We start from the raw sequence: 14,244 nt of genomic DNA, 5'->3' as shown, positions 1-14,244 counted from the left end.
TCGGCACCGCGAGATCACACTGCACGACCAACGCGTCACCTTCCTGGAGACCGGCGCCAGCACTGGTGGACCGACCGTCGTGCTGCTCCACGGCCTGGCCAGCAGCTCCGCGACCTGGGAGCCCGTGCTGCCGCTGCTGGGCCGCGACACCCACGTGATCGCGCCCGACCTGCTCGGCCACGGCGAGACGGCCAAACCCCGCAGCGGCGACTACTCCCTCGGCGCCTACGCCGCCGGACTACGTGACCTGCTCGTCGCCCTCGGCCTCGGGCCCGCGACGATCGTCGGGCACTCCTTCGGCGGGGGTGTGGCCATGCAGTTCGCCTACCAGTTCCCCGAGCTGACCGAGCGCCTCGTGCTCGACGCCAGCGGCGGCCTCGGCCCGGACGTCACCTTCGCCCTGCGCGCCGCGACCCTCCCCGGCACCGCCGCCGCCCTGCACCTGGCCACCGCACTGACCCCGCGTCCGGTCGCCGTTCTCGTCCGCCGCGTCGCCGCAGCGATCCCGGGCGTCCCCGCGGCCGACCTCGACGGCATGTCCTACGCACTGGCCTCCTTCGCCGAACACGGCGCACGCCACGCCTTCGTCCAGACCGTACGCAGCACCCTGAGCTGGGCCGGGCAGCGGCTCGACGGCACCGGCAGGCTCTACCTGCTCACCGACGTCCCCGTCCTGCTCGTCGCGGGCAGCAGCGACACCGTCATCCCCGCCGCGCACGCCCGCGCCGCCCACGACCGGCTCCCCGGCAGCCGGCTGGAGATCTTCGACGGCACGGGGCACTTCCCCCATTCCGAGCATCCGGCCCGCTTCGCCACGGCCCTGCTCGACTTCCTCGGGACCACCGCGCCCGCCCGGTCCGACCTGCGCTCGCTGCGCCGGACCCTGCGCCGCCCTCGACCCGACTCCGTCGAGGCCGTCGCCGCATCGGTCTCGCCCGCATGACGGGCCCGGTCGGAGCATTGAGCGGTCTGGCGGCGATGCCACTGGTCGGAGTCCCAGGGCTCGGGCTCTCCGCAGCAACCCTGCGACCCAGCTTTCGGGCTGCCGGCGCAGCCGGCGGTGCGACCGTGGTGACCCTTCCCGGGTTCGGCCGACCGGCGCCGCGGCGCAGCGCAGTCGACCCGCCTGTTCAGGCGACCCGGCTGCTCGACCGCATCGGAGAACTCGGGATCGGCCCCTGTGTCCTGGTCGGACACTCGGCAGGTTGCCAGGTGGTAGCTGAGGTGGCGGCTCTCGCACCGGGTGTGGTGGCCGCGCTCGTCCTGATCGGTCCGACGACCGATCCCCGCGCACGAACCCGGTCGCGCCTCGCCGCACGATGGCTACGGACCACCGTCCACGAGCCCGCCGCACAGGCGCCACTGCTCGTGCGCGACTACACGCGCACCGGACCGGTCGCGATGGCCCGCACGATGGGCGCGGCGCGCCGGCACCGGATCGAGAACCCGCTGCTCGTCGTCTCCTGCCCGGTCCTCGTCCTGCGCGGTCCGCGGGACCGCATCGCCCCCGCCGACTGGATCGCCACGCTCGCCCGCATCACCGCGCACGGCACCGCAGTGACTTTGGCGAAGGGGGCACACATGGTTCCCCTCACCGAGCCCGACGACGTAGGAGCCGCCATCAGCTCATTCCTCACCCGAGCAGTTCACAGAGCCACCTGAGCCGCTCGAGCCGGTGGAGGAGCCGTTGGTGCAGGCGGCACGTCACCGCCCTTTACTCACCGCTGCGTCCTCACAGGGGAGATGACGAATCGGCGGCCTTCTCGAGGACCGCGAGATAGAGCTTCTCTACCCGCAGTCCCTCGGCGTTCGCCCCCGGCGGAGCGGCGAAGGATCGGCAGCAGTCAATGTCCGCTTCGGGACCTGCGTCCCAGTCGACGCGTCACCAGCGCGACGCATCCACCGTGCGGGTCGGCCCGATCCTCGCTACCGTCGTCTCACGGGTCCGGCCCTCGCCCGTGGGTGCAGAGAACCGCCCGCCCACCGCAGCCGCCCTCTCCACCGTGTCGCCCCGCCGTCCTCGGACGTGCCCGCGCCGGTGTCAGGAGCCCCTCGTGTTCTTCCACCGCCAGGAACTGCAGTTCAAGTCCACACCGGACAAGCCCGACGCCGTCTACGCCCGCAAGCTCCAGGAGGTCCTCGGCGGGCAGTACGGCGAGATCACCATCGCCATGCAGTACATGTTCCAGGGCTGGAACATGCACATCCCCGGCAAGTACCGCGACCTGGTCTTCGGCATCGGCGCCGAGGAGATCGGGCACGTCGAGATGCTCGCCACGATGATCGCCCAGCTACTGGAGAAGGCACCCCTGGGCATCACCTCCGACGCCGTGCAGGACGACCCGACCGTCGCCGCGATCGTCGGCGGCACCGACGTCCAGCACGCCATCGTCGCCGGGGCCGGCGCCCGCCCCGTCGACAGCAACGGCAACCCCTGGCAGGGCTCCTACATCACCGCCTCGGGCAACCTGCTCGCCGACTTCTCCCAGAACGCCGGCGCCGAGATGCAGGGCCGCGTCCAGGTCGCCCGGCTCTACCACATGACCGACGACCACGGCGTACGCGATCTGCTGTCGTTCCTGCTCGCCCGCGACACCATGCACCAGAACATGTGGCTCGCCGCGGTCGCCGAGCTCCAGGAGGAGGGCGCCGAGAACCTCCCCGCCCCCAGCAACTTCCCGCAGCACAAGGAGCACACCGAGGTCTCCTACCAGTACCTCAACTTCTCCGACGGCGTCCACGCCGGTGAGGGCCGCTGGGCCAAGGGCCCCAGCCCGGACGGCAAGGGCGAGTTCACCTACCACGACGGGCCCACCACGTCGGCTCCGATGCCGCCGCCCACCCACCCCGACAGCCGCTTCTACGGCACCACCGAGCTGCCCAACGCCGTCGAGAAGCTCGCCGGTGCCGCCCAGGACAAGCTGAACCGGGAGTGACGATGGTCCCGACCAGTACTCGGAGCGCTCGGTGATCCCGCCCTTCGGCCGCCAGCACCGCCCGGTGTTGGCCGCCACCAGCGAGTATCAGTTCTCCTTCACCAGGCTGACCAGGCCCGTGCTCGCGGTGCTCGGTGTCGGGCCCGGGACCTCGTGGGTCCGCGTCGAGCACGACCGTCTCGACGTCCGTTTCGGGCCGTGGCGAGTCCAGACGCTCCTGACGAACATCGCCTCGGTCGAGACGAGCGGCCCGTTCGGCCTGGTCAAGGCGCTGGGTCCGAGGCTCTCCCTCGCCGACCGCGGGTTGACCTTCGGCAGCGACACCGACGGCGGCGTGTGCCTCCGCTTCATCCGGCCCGTCACCGGGCTCGTCCCGTTCGGCCTGCTGCACCACCCCGGGCTGACGGTCACCGTGAGCACACCCCAGCTCCTGATCAGCCGGGTCGGGCGCTCCCTCGAGGCCCAGACGGAGATCTCGTCCGATCCTGAAGGGAGCACGTCGGCATGAGGCTCGTCGAACCCCTCGGGCCCCGCACCACCGGCGCGTTCGGGATGGCCGCGGCCGTGGTGGGCGCCGTGGTCCTGCTCGTGCGTCACTGCGGCCTGGACTGCGCCATGACCGCGCCCGGCCTGGACCACGCCACCCCAGCGTCGACGTCGACACCCTCCGAGGAGACATCGTGACCACCCGCGACCGGCTCGCCGAGCTCTCCACCGCCGGGGTGGCGGTCTGGCTCGACGACCTGTCCCGGGAGCGTCTGCGCTCGGGCACACTCGCCGACCTGATCCGGGACAGCAGCGTCGTGGGGGTGACCACCAACCCCACGATCTTCGCCACCGCCCTGTCCCAGGGGGACGCCTACGACCAGCAGATCCGCGAGCTGGCGGACACGGGGACCGACGTGGCGGCGGCCATCCGCGCGATCACGGCGTTCGACGTGCAGCAGGCCTGCGACCTGTTCCGAGCGACCTGGGGCGCGACCGGCGGCATCGACGGAAGGGTGTCGCTCGAGGTCGACCCGACCCACGCCCGCGACACCGACGCCACCGTGGACGAGGCGATCGACCTGTGGAAGACGGTGGACCGGCCCAACCTGCTGGTGAAGATCCCGGCGACCGAACAGGGCCTACCCGCCATCACCCGCGCCCTCGCCCACGGGATCAGCGTGAACGTCACGTTGATCTTCTCGGTCGAACGTTACGAGCTCGTCGCCCAGGCCTACCTCGACGGCCTCACCGAGGCCCACGACAACGGCCACGACCTCGGCGAGATCATGTCCGTGGCGTCGTTCTTCGTCTCCCGTGTCGACGGGGAGATCGACCGCCGACTCGAGGCGATCGGCACCGACGCCGCGCTCGCGCTACGCGGCAAGGCCGCCGTCGCGAACTCGCGGTTGGCCTACGCCGCACACGAGAAGGTCCTGGCCGGCGACCGGTGGCGACACCTGTCCGGACTCGGCGCCACCCCGCAGCGGCCCCTGTGGGCCTCGACCGGGGTCAAGAACCCGGACTACCCCGACACCCTCTACGTCTCCGAGCTGGTCGTCGCCGGGACCGTGAACACCATGCCCGCGAAGACCCTGCAGGCCTTCGCCGACCACGGCGACACCACCGGTGACCGGGTCACCGGCTACGCCGCCGAGGCCCGCGCCGTCTTCGACGACCTGCAGGCGGTCGGGATCGACGTCACCGACGTGTTCCTCACCCTGGAGAACGACGGCGTCGCGGCATTCGAGCAGTCCTGGCACGAGCTGCAGCAGACGGTGGAACGCCAGTTGGGCCCGTCCCACTGACCCGCCGGTCCGGTTGTCCGACGTGGCCGTAGCAGACGACAGGGAGCGATCTGATGGCAACCGACGTCGGCGAGCAACCCCTCGTCCGTCCACCTCGGCTGCGCACCGGGCAGGAGGCGACGGCGAGCAGGTTGGAGCTGTTCTTCGACCTGGCCTACGTCCTGGTGATCATGGAACTCGCGGAGACCTTCCTGGGCGACCTCACCTGGAACGGGTTCGCCACGTTCGCCGCACTGTTCGTGGCGATCTGGCTGTCCTGGGTCGGGTTCACCCTCTACGCCAACCGCTTCGACACCGACGACGTGGTGTTCCGCGTCGCGAAGCTGGCCGCGACCCTGTCCATCGCCGGGTGCGCGGCCAGCGCGGCCGCGGCCGACGGTGACCTGTCGGCGCCGTTCGCGGCCAGCTTCCTCGCCGGGCACCTGGTCCTGCTGTTCCTCTACGCCCGCGCCTGGCGCCACATCCCCGACGCCCGCCCGACGATCGACGTCTACCTCCTCACCACCGCGGTCAGCTCGGCGTTGTGGGCGGTCTCGCTCATCGTCGACGGCCCGACGAGGTACTGGCTGTGGGCAGCCGCGGTAGCGGTCGACGCCGCCGCTCCGATCGTCGCCACCTGGCGCGACGACTTCCTACCCCTGCACATGGAGCACCTGCCCGAGCGATTCGGGCTGCTGGTGATCCTCGTGCTGGGAGAGGCCGTCGGCGGCGCGGCCAGGGGCGTGTACTACGCAGGGTGGGCGCCGACCGCGATCGCGGTCGGCGTCGTCGGGTTCGTCGTCGCGGCCACCCTGTGGTGGACCTACTTCGACACGACCGCAGCCAGCAGCGCGGCGAAACTCCAGGAACGCGACGACCAGGACCCCACACCGCAGGGGGCGGCCGCCGATGAGCGTCACGACCTGTTCGTCTACGGACACCTGCCACTGGCCCTGGGCACCGCCATGGTCGGAGTAGGGATCGAGGACCTCGTCATCCATCCCGACGCCGTGCTGCCCACTCCCGGGAGCTGGACCCTCGTGGTCGGGCTGCTGCTGTTCCTGGCCGGCTCCGCGCTCATCCTGGGCGGCGCTCGCCGTTCGCTGCGCGCGGTGTGGCCGTGGCCCACCGTCGCGATCCCCATCCTCGCCGCCGCCGCGGCCGTCCCACAGAGCTCCGAGCTGCTGCTGGTCGGAGGACTCGCCGCGGTGTGCCTCGTGCTCGCGGTGCAGGGCACGATCAGCCGACGCGCAGGCACCTGACGGACACCCCCGACATGCGCGACGGGGTTGTTCGGGGCCCGGCGGGGAGGGGTCATCCCTCTGTGTGGTCTCCGGGTAGCTGCCTGCTCCTGTCGATCCACTCGTCGATCCGCTCCCACCATCGGTAGAGCCACTCGACCTGGCCCGCTTCGTCTCGGGGTACCTCACCCGCGGGTACTCGCCACCAGCGCATGTCCACGGTGGTGTCGAGTGGGAGGGCGTGCCAGATGTCGGCGACGGTGAAGAGGTGGTCCAGGCCGGCGTGGGCGACCCAGACGATGTCGGCGTCGGGTGCTGCGGCCAATGCTGCGGTGACGCCGCCCGGGCGGGGCGCGAGGACGTGGCGCATGGCTTCGGAGCGGCGTGCCATGTCCTCCAGCCCGCGGGCACGCAACCGGCTGATGGCGGCTGTGCGGCGGCGTTCGGTGAAGTTGCCGCCTTCGGGGAAGATCACGAAGGCGTCGTTGTGGTCGAGGGCGGTCGCGAGGTCGGCGATGCGGCGTTCGAGCCGCGTTCCGCCGCCTCCGGCCGGGATGAAGCGGTTGGGGAGCCGGTTGAGCATCACGTCGAGCGCTGGGTCCCATTGCAGGGCCTCGGTCAGGATGATGCGGGGTTCCCGGGCGTACCAGTTGACCAGGGCGTGGATGAGCAGGAAGGAGTCGCCGGGGCCTGCGTGGCGGCAGAACACGAGTAGGGGGCGGTCGAGGTACTCGTCGGGATCGGGTCCGTCGATCTGGACTCTCAGGCGCAGTACCCGGGCCGCCTCGCGGTAGAGCGTGCGCAGGTACCAGCCCACGAGCTGGTAGTGCAGGTACTGCAGGAGGGGGGTGCGCAACGCGAGGCCGAACCCGGCGGCGATCCACAGTCCGAGCAGGGCGCAGAGCACCGCGCTCTCGGTGACCAGCGCGACGACGGCGACCCAGAGCACCCGGACAGCGCGTAGCCGTCCCGGTAGGAACGGCGACAGCGCCGTTCCGATCAGCAGCCAGAGCGGGAGGGTCGCGAGCACGACGGCGGTGATCAGAACCATCGCGGGGGCGAGGACGAGCCGCCGTACCCATCGTGGTGGGAGGTTCATCGTCGGTCCTCGTCGGCCAGATGCGTGCGGAGGTAGTCTCGCGACGCCTGGTAGGCGATGCCGATTCGGTCGGTGGCCGCGGTGGTCGGTCGGTAGCGCAGGGCGTCTCGGCTGTCCCAGCGCGGTGCGCCCGCCCCTCCGGTGGGTAGTACGTGCACCTCGACTCCCTTCGGCACGGCGGCCAGGTCACGGCGGTAGCGGTGTCGGCGCGCGATCTCGAAGGCCACGAGGCCGACCTCCCAGGGGCGCTGCGGCGGGCGCAGTGGTTGATCGACGCGGCCCACGTGCAGGACGAAGACCCGTTCGGCGCCCAGTTCCACCGCACGGCCGAGCGGGATGCTGTTGACCAGGCCGCCGTCGTAGAAGTGGTGTCCCTCGACCTGCACGGGAGGCAACAACCCGGGGACCGCGGCCGAGGCGAGAACGGCGTCGAGCACCGGGCCGTGGTCGAACCAGTGCTCGGAGGCGTCCTCGATGCGGGCCGCGCAGCAGGTGAAGCGCACGGGCAGGTCCTCGAACCGCACAGCTCCCAGCACTGTGCCGGCGGCCTGCCGCAGCGGTTGCGAGGAGTGCGCGGCCACCCCGCTGTGGGCGAGCGTGCGCAGCCGCCGCAACGTCCCTGCCGCGAACAGGCTGCGCGTCTGCGCGGAGGACCACAGCGCGTCGAGTCGGCCGACGACCTCGTCGGGTGGCAGCGCGGCGAGAACGGCTCCGTTGAGGGCGCCGACCGAGGTACCCACGACGAGGTCGGGCCGGACGCCGAACTCGATCAGGGCTCGGATCATGCCGACCTGGACGGCGCCGAGCACGCCGCCCCCGCCGAGGACGACCGCGGTCCCACCTCGAGTGCTCACCGGTCGATTCTCTCCGTTCATGCGGCAGCCGATGGCGCCGCTGACGCGAGTCAGGCAGGTTTCCTGTCGCTCTACCGCCGGAGCGGGACGGCTCTGGGACAGACCGGCGGCGGGTCGGGGGATTCGCCGTTGCCGGCATGGTCATCTTCAAGGGTGGGGGGACGTGGAGGCCCCGACGATCAACCGACAGTAGCCAGGGCGCTCGGTGCGATCTCGACCAGTAGCGGGGTGTCGGCGCGGAGGGGCAGAACCTCTCCGTCGAGCTGTAGTGGGGTCGGTTTGTGGGTGACGAATCCGAAGCGGGTCGCCGACGGTTGGGGGCCGAGGCCGCGGGTCGCCGCTCTGATCGCGACGCCGAGGACCTTCCACTTGGACACGTGGGGCAGGGCGATCACCTCGAACCGTCCGTCGTCGGGCCGCCCGGTCTCGCTCAGGGTCGCGTACTTGGCCATCTCCGCGATGTTCGCGAAGAGCAGGCTGTCGAAGTCGCGGCGGGTCCCGTCCTCGAGCGTGACGGTGAAGGGACGGAACCGTGCGAAGGTCCGCACCACGGAGACGATTTCCCGCAGCGAGCCCTTACCGCCCTCTTCGAGGTCGACCGCCACGATGGGTGTCAGTCCCATCCCGATGTAGGAGTGGGCGTACCGGACCACGGCGCCTGGACCATGGCCGACGGTGAGGCGCAGCAGATCGAGGTGGCGGACCCGGCCGGTGACGATGGCGTCGCCGAGGGGCTGCTCGCTGGTGGTCCGGCTGTGGTCGTTGGCATTGCCCGCGGCCATGACCGCGCAGACCGTTCCGGTATCCCCGGCCTGCATGACTCCGTCGACGACCTCGTTGTAGCCGCCGTCCCCGCTCACCGACACGATCAACGAGCGGGGGGTCTTCGCCGCGTCCCTGGCCAGGTCGCGGGCGTGGCCCGCGTGCTCGGTCGGAGTCAGCTGTACCGACGTCTCAGGCAGGCGTCGGGTGAGGTCGGCATGCAGCTCTTCGGCCAGCTCCGCCGCAGACCCGGTGCTGTGCGGGTTGAAGATCACGACAATCCGGGCGAACGTGACCTTGCCGATCACGGGACTGTCCGCGGCTTCGGCGGTCATCGGTGGCCTTCCCTGACCGGTGGTGGGACGGCACGACCGATCGATGATTGGCTCATGGTCGACGCACCTTCCGCCACAACGCTCTGAGCCCCACGCCGAAGCCGAGGACGAGGAACAGCGGCAGCGGCAGACAACAACCGCCGACCGAGACACTGGCGCCGCGACGGGTGCGGGTGGAGTAGTAGGGCACCGGCCCCCACAGCCCGAACCGCCCACGGCGCCTCGGGCCTGAGGGCGGGAGACCGGGGTAGGAGGAACGGCGAGGGCGCCTGCCGAACAGCAGGCGGTCCACGAGATACCGGCGCACGACGGCGACGAGGCTCATCGTCGACTCCCTGACCGGCTTACGATGCGCCCAGGGCGGAGTTCGGTGCGTCGGAACACGACGCCGGTTCGGCTGGTCATGCGACGGCGCGGATCCACTTGGCCGGCTTCTCCAGGATTCCGGCGAGCTGCTGGTCGGGGCGCTGCTGCTCACCGTGTAGGGCGTTGACGACGACGAGTCCGCCGGTCAGGGCGGGGATGAGCCACTGGCAGACCTTGAGCTGCTGCTGGGCCTTGGCGGCGGCGGGCGGTGTGGTCGCGGCCGGTTCGGTGCCGCCTTCGACCGGTGCCCCTTCGGCGTTCTCCAGCTTCTTGCCCAGGATCCGGCTGTAGCCGGTGACGGCGAGCGCGGCGCCGGTCAGCACGAGCTTGGTGACGGTGGAGGCGCCGACTCCCTTCTGGGTGGCGACGCGTCCCTTGTTGGCCTGCAGAAGAGCGGCGCCGCCGACGAGGTGGGTGGCGATGGCGGCGAGGTTGACCGGTGTCCAGCGGGCCCAGCCGGTGGTGGCCACGCGCAGGCGCTGAGTCGGGTCGGGCAGGTCGGCTGCGGCACCGTTGATGCCGACGGCCCCGGCGAGGGACCCGCCGAACCAGGCGGCCAGGCCGGCGTCGTGCATGCTGCGGACGATCGTGTTGCGCTCTGACATGGGATCTCCTGGGGTGTGGTCGATCGGGGGTGCGGGGGCCGCCCGGTACCCCGGGTGTGGGGCACCGGGCGGGGGATCAGCGGCGGTGGGAGTCGCGCTCTCCGCGGCCGGGCCAGATCTTGGCGCCGATGGAGCCGCCGAGGGCGGCGGCGACCATGGTGAGGCCCAGGCCGAGGGCGGCCCATCCGGCGGTCTGTCGGGCGTTCTCGGTGGCGGCGGCCACGTCGACGCCGGCGCCGGCGTTGCGCAGGTCGACGAACTGGGTGGCGACGTCGGCCAGCGAGCCGAGCAGGGCGCCGCCGCCGATCAGGGCGAGGGCGAGCACGGCGATGACGGTGACCGCCCAGGTGACGACACCGTTGACCATGCCGTCGTTGGCGCGGTGCCACAGGGCGGAGGCGCCTGCTGCGGCGCCGCCGAGGAAGAACGCGATCAGGGCGAGCACGCCGCTGACGATGGCGCGCACGCTCGCGTTCGCGGTGTCGTCGAAGCCGAGGTCGAGCCAGCCGAGAGCGAAGAACAGCAGCTGCAGGACGATGAACACCGACAGGGTCGTCAGAGCGCCGGTCCACACCGAGCCCCACCGGATGCGGTCGTGGCGGACGTCGGGGGTCGCCGGGGCGATGTCCCGCCCGTTCGGGGTGGGGTCGACGGCGGTGGTCCGGGATCCGTTGCCGTGGTCGTCGTGTCCGTCGCGGGTCGGGTCGACCCTGACCGCGCCGGTGTTCGGAGTGGTGGTCATGGTGGTGCCTCTCTGTGGGGTTGTCGTGGGCGGAAACAGGGCGAAGACCTAGCCGCCGACAGGCAGCCGGGGGGCATCGCGATCGGACCTGGCGGCGAGCCGGGCCAGGCGGGCTGTGGTGGGCCATCGCACGCGATCGACCCAGCCGAGCTTCTCGAACAGCCGGATGACGCGGGCGGAGATGTCGATCTGGCCGGGTGCGACGCCGTGTCGGGCGCAGGTCGGGTCGGCGTGGTGCAGGTTGTGCCAGGACTCGCCCATGGACAGGATCGCCAGCGGCCAGACGTTGGTGGCCTTGCCGGGTGCGGTCCAGGGACGGTCGCCGATCATGTGACAGATCGAGTTGATCGACCAGGTGACGTGGTGCAGGACGGCGACGCGGACAAGGCCTGCCCAGAAGAACGCGGTGAGCGCGCCCCACCAGGACAGCGTGGCGACACCTCCGATGAGGGCCGGAGCCAGCAGGGTCACCGCGGTCCACACCGGGAACAGGCGACCGATCCGGATCAGGTCCCGGTCGGCGAGCAGGTCCGGGGCGAACCGCTCGGCGTTCGTCGTGGTGCGGTCGAACAGCCACCCGAGGTGAGCGTGGAAGAACCCCTTGGCCAGACCGGCCGGCGTGGTGCCGTGCAGCCATGGGGAGTGCGGGTCACCCTCCTTGTCGGCGAACGCGTGATGGCGCCGGTGATCGGCCACCCAGGTGATCACGTCACCCTGCATCGCCAGGCTCCCGGCGATCGCCAAGCCGTTGCGCAGGCCACGGCCGGCCCGGAAGGCGCGGTGGGTGAAGTAGCGATGGAAACCGACGGTCACCCCGAGGATCGACACCACATAGAAGGCGACGGCGAGGCCGACGTCGAGCCACGACAAGCCCCAGCCCCACGCCATCGGGACGGCCGCGACGAGGGCCAGCATCGGAATCGCGGTGAAGGCGTACACCAGCCAGGCCCGCCCACGAGGTTGCGCATCGCCGTGCAGCGGCTTCGCCGCACTGGTGCCACTCGGCGTGGCGTCCGCGGACACGCGCTCAGGCAGTGTTGTGGTCAACGTGAAGGTGCTCCCTTTCGACGGATCACGGTCGCACGGTGCGCCGTCACTACTACCGCCGAGATCAGGAGCGGACGATGGTGAGCCCCCGACGGGAGCTCGACCTCATGAGGACCGGTTACCCGGCGTCGGTCGCTTCACTCAGAACCAGTGCGTGACGTCGCCGACCCGCAGGCCCAGCGCGGACGGGGTCGACGACGCCGAGGGGCCGGGAGTTGCGGGTACCGAGTGCCACGCCTACCGTCGTCCCAGAACGTGCACGACCTCACGCCTCGGACCCCGGTGTAGCTCGATCGACGCCGGAGGGACCGGGGCTTCTTCAGTTCGTGAGCCCTTCTGCGCGTGGGTCACCGTCGCTCCTCCTGGGCGCGTCGCTGAGCCTGACGGTCGATCACCTGCCACCACATCTGTCAGTCCTCCGTGCCCGTGTGGCGCACTGCAGAAGGAGCACCATCGTGGAGATCCCCAAGGACAAGATCCTCGAGATGATCAAGTCTCGCGGCGACCAGGACCAAGCCGGGCAGGCCGAACAGGAGCTGCCCGAGAACGTCGACACCGACAAGGACCAGGGCCTCCTGGCCAAGTTCGGCATCGACCCCAAGGACCTGATCGGGGGTCTCGGCGGAAAGCTCGGGATGTAGGCCGCAGGCCACCGGGGCCGAACCCCCGGCGGCGTCGGATCGAGTCACATCCGTCTGGGCCGGACTGGAGGACCTGTCATGCCAGAGCACATCGCGGTCGTCCGCGACCTGCGCGGCACCGGGCTCGCCGAGGTGATCGCGATCCACCCCGGACAGAGCCCAGGTGGCACGGCGAAGGAGCAGCAGGCGATGAACGTTGTCGAACAGATGTTCTCGGCGCTCCCGCCGCGTCATCGCGGTCAGGGCCCGGCCGACCCCGCCGTTCTCGGACACTGCATCGAGACGTTGAGCCAAGCGGCCCACGCCGCAACCGTCTGTGCGGACGCCTGCCTGGCCGAGGAGGCGGTGGACGAGCTCGCCGGCTGCATCAAGACCCTCCTCACCGCCGCCGACGTGTCTGCGCTGACGGCCCGGGTGCTGTCGCGACACACCGCGACCGACGTGTCCGTCGCGTGCGCCCTGTTGAATGCGTGCCGGGCGGCCTGCGCCGCCGGTCGAGCCGTGTGCGAGGAATTCGCACCGATCCACGATCACTGCCGGATCAGCGCGCAGGCCTGCCGAACAGCCCAAGCGGCATGCTCGGCGTTGCTGGCTTCCTTCACCGGGCCGCCTGGTCCCCTGGCCATGGCGTCGCAGTGAGTTGCGCGTAAGCACAGCCCGTCGGGCCGATGTCGCGATAGGCCCGCCCGCTGCCTGACCTCATCGGCTACTGATGCGCCGTGCCCGGTGCTCCTGGCTAGAGGTGAACGCCGTTGACAGGTTGGCGTCATCGGAAGGTCGTTTCGTAGTCCGTGACCCCGGCGACGGATGTGACACCGCGCCTTGCGGACGACACATGATAGTGCTGATTCCCGGTGGCACCCACTGCGTGTCCGACAACCTCGACGAGGTCCTCGCCGCCGCCACGACGTGACTGGCTGCGGCCGTGCATTGAGTCGACCCACCGACCGCCAGCCGAGCCGCCGTCGGTCGTGGTGCGTTGTGGGAGAACGCGCGGGATCAGGGGTCGGTCACCGGGAGACGGTGAAGCTGGTCCGGAAGCGGTCGAGGGCGGTCTCGGGGTCGTCGGAGGCCCAGCCTTCAAGCCCGACGACGCCGGTGTAGCCGAGGCGGTCGAGCGCGGCGGCGACGGCGGGGTAGTGGATCTCCCCCGTGCCGGGTTCGCGGCGGCCGGGGACGTCGGCGACCTGGATCTCCCCGACGAGGGGGAGGGCGCGTTCGACGAGCTCGACGAGGTTCCCCTCGCCGATCTGGGCGTGGTAGAGGTCCAGGTTGAGCCGTACGTGCGGGCTGCCGACGGCCTCGACCAGGGCGATCGTGTCCGATGCCGCGGCGAACGGGGTGCCGGGGTGGTCGACCGCGGTGTTGAGGTTCTCCAGGGTGAACACCCGCCCGGCGCGCTCACCCAGCTCGGCCACCCGGGAGAGCGTGCGCGCCGCGGTGAGCCACATCCGCGGGGTGACGATCTCGGACGCCACGACGGGCACGCCGCGGTCGTCGAGGCCGGTGCCGTGCAGGTTGAGCCGCGGGCAGCCGAGCTGCTCGGCGGCCTTCAGCGACTGCTCGGCGGTGTGCAGGAGCTCCTCGGCGCCCGCGGGGTCGGCGAGGGTTCCGGTGACGTACCCGGTCATGGACGAGAACGTGGCGCCCGTCTCCACGAGGGCGGGGACGTCCTTGCGGGTCCAGTCCCAGATCTCGACCTCGTAGCCGAGGCGCGCGATCCGCCGGACCCGCTCGACGAACGGGAGGTCGACGAAGAGCATCTCTGCTGACGCGGCGAGTCGGTAGCTGCTGCCGGTGTCGATCATTTCGCCACCTCCGTGAGGGCGACGGGCCGGTGCTCG

General features: G+C 71.0%; 17 protein-coding genes. 9 read left to right on the top strand and 8 right to left on the bottom strand.

The annotated features are described in order from the left end of the window. Positions 1-79 precede the first annotated feature (79 nt). The 7 genes from H5J29_RS01545 to H5J29_RS01515 all read left to right on the top strand — a co-directional run bounded on the left by H5J29_RS01545 (position 80) and on the right by H5J29_RS01515 (position 5,970). On the top strand, positions 80-943 hold the full coding sequence (locus tag H5J29_RS01545; RefSeq protein WP_220186870.1) for an alpha/beta fold hydrolase: 864 nt from the start codon (positions 80-82) through the stop codon (positions 941-943). Next, positions 940-1,662, top strand: a complete 723-nt coding sequence (locus tag H5J29_RS01540; RefSeq protein ID WP_181779069.1) for an alpha/beta fold hydrolase — start codon at positions 940-942, stop codon at positions 1,660-1,662. Before H5J29_RS01545 ends, H5J29_RS01540 begins: the two co-directional genes overlap by 4 nt. Before the next feature lie 392 nt (positions 1,663-2,054). Then, entirely contained in the window at positions 2,055-2,936 is an 882-nt protein-coding gene (locus tag H5J29_RS01535) for a manganese catalase (protein WP_181779068.1), read from the top strand. A gap of 31 nt (positions 2,937-2,967) precedes the next feature. Further along, positions 2,968-3,444 (top strand): hypothetical protein, encoded by a 477-nt coding sequence (locus H5J29_RS01530; protein ID WP_181779067.1) that lies wholly within the window; start codon positions 2,968-2,970, stop codon positions 3,442-3,444. Continuing rightward, complete coding sequence (locus H5J29_RS01525; protein WP_181779066.1) at positions 3,441-3,620, top strand: hypothetical protein; 180 nt, start codon at positions 3,441-3,443, stop codon at positions 3,618-3,620. Before H5J29_RS01530 ends, H5J29_RS01525 begins: the two co-directional genes overlap by 4 nt. Beyond that, positions 3,617-4,729, top strand: a complete 1,113-nt coding sequence (tal, locus tag H5J29_RS01520) for a transaldolase (protein WP_181779065.1) — start codon at positions 3,617-3,619, stop codon at positions 4,727-4,729. Before H5J29_RS01525 ends, tal begins: the two co-directional genes overlap by 4 nt. A 53-nt stretch (positions 4,730-4,782) precedes the next feature. Continuing rightward, a complete protein-coding gene (locus H5J29_RS01515; protein ID WP_181779064.1) occupies positions 4,783-5,970 on the top strand; it encodes a low temperature requirement protein A in 1,188 nt (395 codons plus the stop codon). Between the two features lie 52 nt (positions 5,971-6,022). On the opposite strand, the gene H5J29_RS01510 is transcribed toward H5J29_RS01515, so the two are convergent. From H5J29_RS01510 to H5J29_RS01480, 7 genes are all read right to left on the bottom strand, one after another. Further along, on the bottom strand, positions 6,023-7,048 hold the full coding sequence (locus H5J29_RS01510) for a 1-acyl-sn-glycerol-3-phosphate acyltransferase (protein WP_181779063.1): 1,026 nt from the start codon (positions 7,046-7,048) through the stop codon (positions 6,023-6,025). After that, positions 7,045-7,902, bottom strand: a complete 858-nt coding sequence (locus tag H5J29_RS01505; RefSeq protein ID WP_220186869.1) for a patatin-like phospholipase family protein — start codon at positions 7,900-7,902, stop codon at positions 7,045-7,047. The genes H5J29_RS01510 and H5J29_RS01505 overlap by 4 nt, the downstream gene beginning before the upstream one ends. 179 nt (positions 7,903-8,081) lie before the next feature. Beyond that, positions 8,082-8,999 carry a diacylglycerol/lipid kinase family protein gene (locus H5J29_RS01500; protein WP_181779061.1) on the bottom strand — a complete coding sequence of 306 codons (918 nt, stop codon included), beginning with the start codon at positions 8,997-8,999 and terminating at the stop codon, positions 8,082-8,084. Positions 9,000-9,051: 52 nt separating this feature from the next. After that, positions 9,052-9,324, bottom strand: a complete 273-nt coding sequence (locus H5J29_RS01495) for a hypothetical protein (RefSeq protein WP_181779060.1) — start codon at positions 9,322-9,324, stop codon at positions 9,052-9,054. 76 nt (positions 9,325-9,400) lie between these two features. Then, a complete protein-coding gene (locus H5J29_RS01490; RefSeq protein ID WP_181779059.1) occupies positions 9,401-9,970 on the bottom strand; it encodes a hypothetical protein in 570 nt (189 codons plus the stop codon). A gap of 76 nt (positions 9,971-10,046) precedes the next feature. Next, on the bottom strand, positions 10,047-10,712 hold the full coding sequence (locus H5J29_RS01485) for a permease (RefSeq protein ID WP_181779058.1): 666 nt from the start codon (positions 10,710-10,712) through the stop codon (positions 10,047-10,049). A 48-nt stretch (positions 10,713-10,760) separates the two neighbouring features. Continuing rightward, positions 10,761-11,759, bottom strand: coding sequence for an acyl-CoA desaturase (locus H5J29_RS01480; protein WP_376768483.1), 999 nt, complete (start codon positions 11,757-11,759; stop codon positions 10,761-10,763). A gap of 455 nt (positions 11,760-12,214) precedes the next feature. On the opposite strand from H5J29_RS01480, the gene H5J29_RS01475 reads away from it, so the two are divergent. Next, the gene (locus tag H5J29_RS01475) at positions 12,215-12,400 is read left to right on the top strand and encodes a hypothetical protein (protein ID WP_181779057.1); all 186 of its coding nucleotides are present in this window, start codon (positions 12,215-12,217) and stop codon (positions 12,398-12,400) included. Between the two features lie 78 nt (positions 12,401-12,478). Continuing rightward, entirely contained in the window at positions 12,479-13,039 is a 561-nt protein-coding gene (locus H5J29_RS01470; protein ID WP_181779056.1) for a four-helix bundle copper-binding protein, read from the top strand. Positions 13,040-13,410: 371 nt separating this feature from the next. On the opposite strand, the gene H5J29_RS01465 is transcribed toward H5J29_RS01470, so the two are convergent. Beyond that, complete coding sequence (locus tag H5J29_RS01465) at positions 13,411-14,208, bottom strand: TIM barrel protein (protein WP_181779055.1); 798 nt, start codon at positions 14,206-14,208, stop codon at positions 13,411-13,413. Positions 14,209-14,244 lie beyond the last annotated feature (36 nt).

The organism is Pseudonocardia pini, from assembly GCF_013870575.1.
Classification (GTDB): domain Bacteria; phylum Actinomycetota; class Actinomycetes; order Mycobacteriales; family Pseudonocardiaceae; genus Pseudonocardia; species Pseudonocardia pini.
The sequence above is the reverse complement of the archived record's forward strand: the minus strand, read 5'-3'. Positions and strand labels throughout refer to the sequence as shown.

Excerpts from the sequence above, each read along its gene's own strand:
- H5J29_RS01540 (WP_181779069.1), top strand. The coding sequence starts at position 940 with ATGACGGGCCCGGTCGGAGCATTGAGCGGTCTGGCGGCGATGCCACTG.
- H5J29_RS01525 (WP_181779066.1), top strand. The coding sequence starts at position 3,441 with ATGAGGCTCGTCGAACCCCTCGGGCCCCGCACCACCGGCGCGTTCGGG.
- H5J29_RS01515 (WP_181779064.1), top strand. The coding sequence starts at position 4,783 with ATGGCAACCGACGTCGGCGAGCAACCCCTCGTCCGTCCACCTCGGCTG.
- H5J29_RS01510 (WP_181779063.1), bottom strand. The coding sequence starts at position 7,048 with ATGAACCTCCCACCACGATGGGTACGGCGGCTCGTCCTCGCCCCCGCG.
- H5J29_RS01500 (WP_181779061.1), bottom strand. The coding sequence starts at position 8,999 with ATGACCGCCGAAGCCGCGGACAGTCCCGTGATCGGCAAGGTCACGTTC.
- H5J29_RS01495 (WP_181779060.1), bottom strand. The coding sequence starts at position 9,324 with ATGAGCCTCGTCGCCGTCGTGCGCCGGTATCTCGTGGACCGCCTGCTG.
- H5J29_RS01490 (WP_181779059.1), bottom strand. The coding sequence starts at position 9,970 with ATGTCAGAGCGCAACACGATCGTCCGCAGCATGCACGACGCCGGCCTG.
- H5J29_RS01485 (WP_181779058.1), bottom strand. The coding sequence starts at position 10,712 with ATGACCACCACTCCGAACACCGGCGCGGTCAGGGTCGACCCGACCCGC.
- H5J29_RS01470 (WP_181779056.1), top strand. The coding sequence starts at position 12,479 with ATGCCAGAGCACATCGCGGTCGTCCGCGACCTGCGCGGCACCGGGCTC.
- H5J29_RS01465 (WP_181779055.1), bottom strand. The coding sequence starts at position 14,208 with ATGATCGACACCGGCAGCAGCTACCGACTCGCCGCGTCAGCAGAGATG.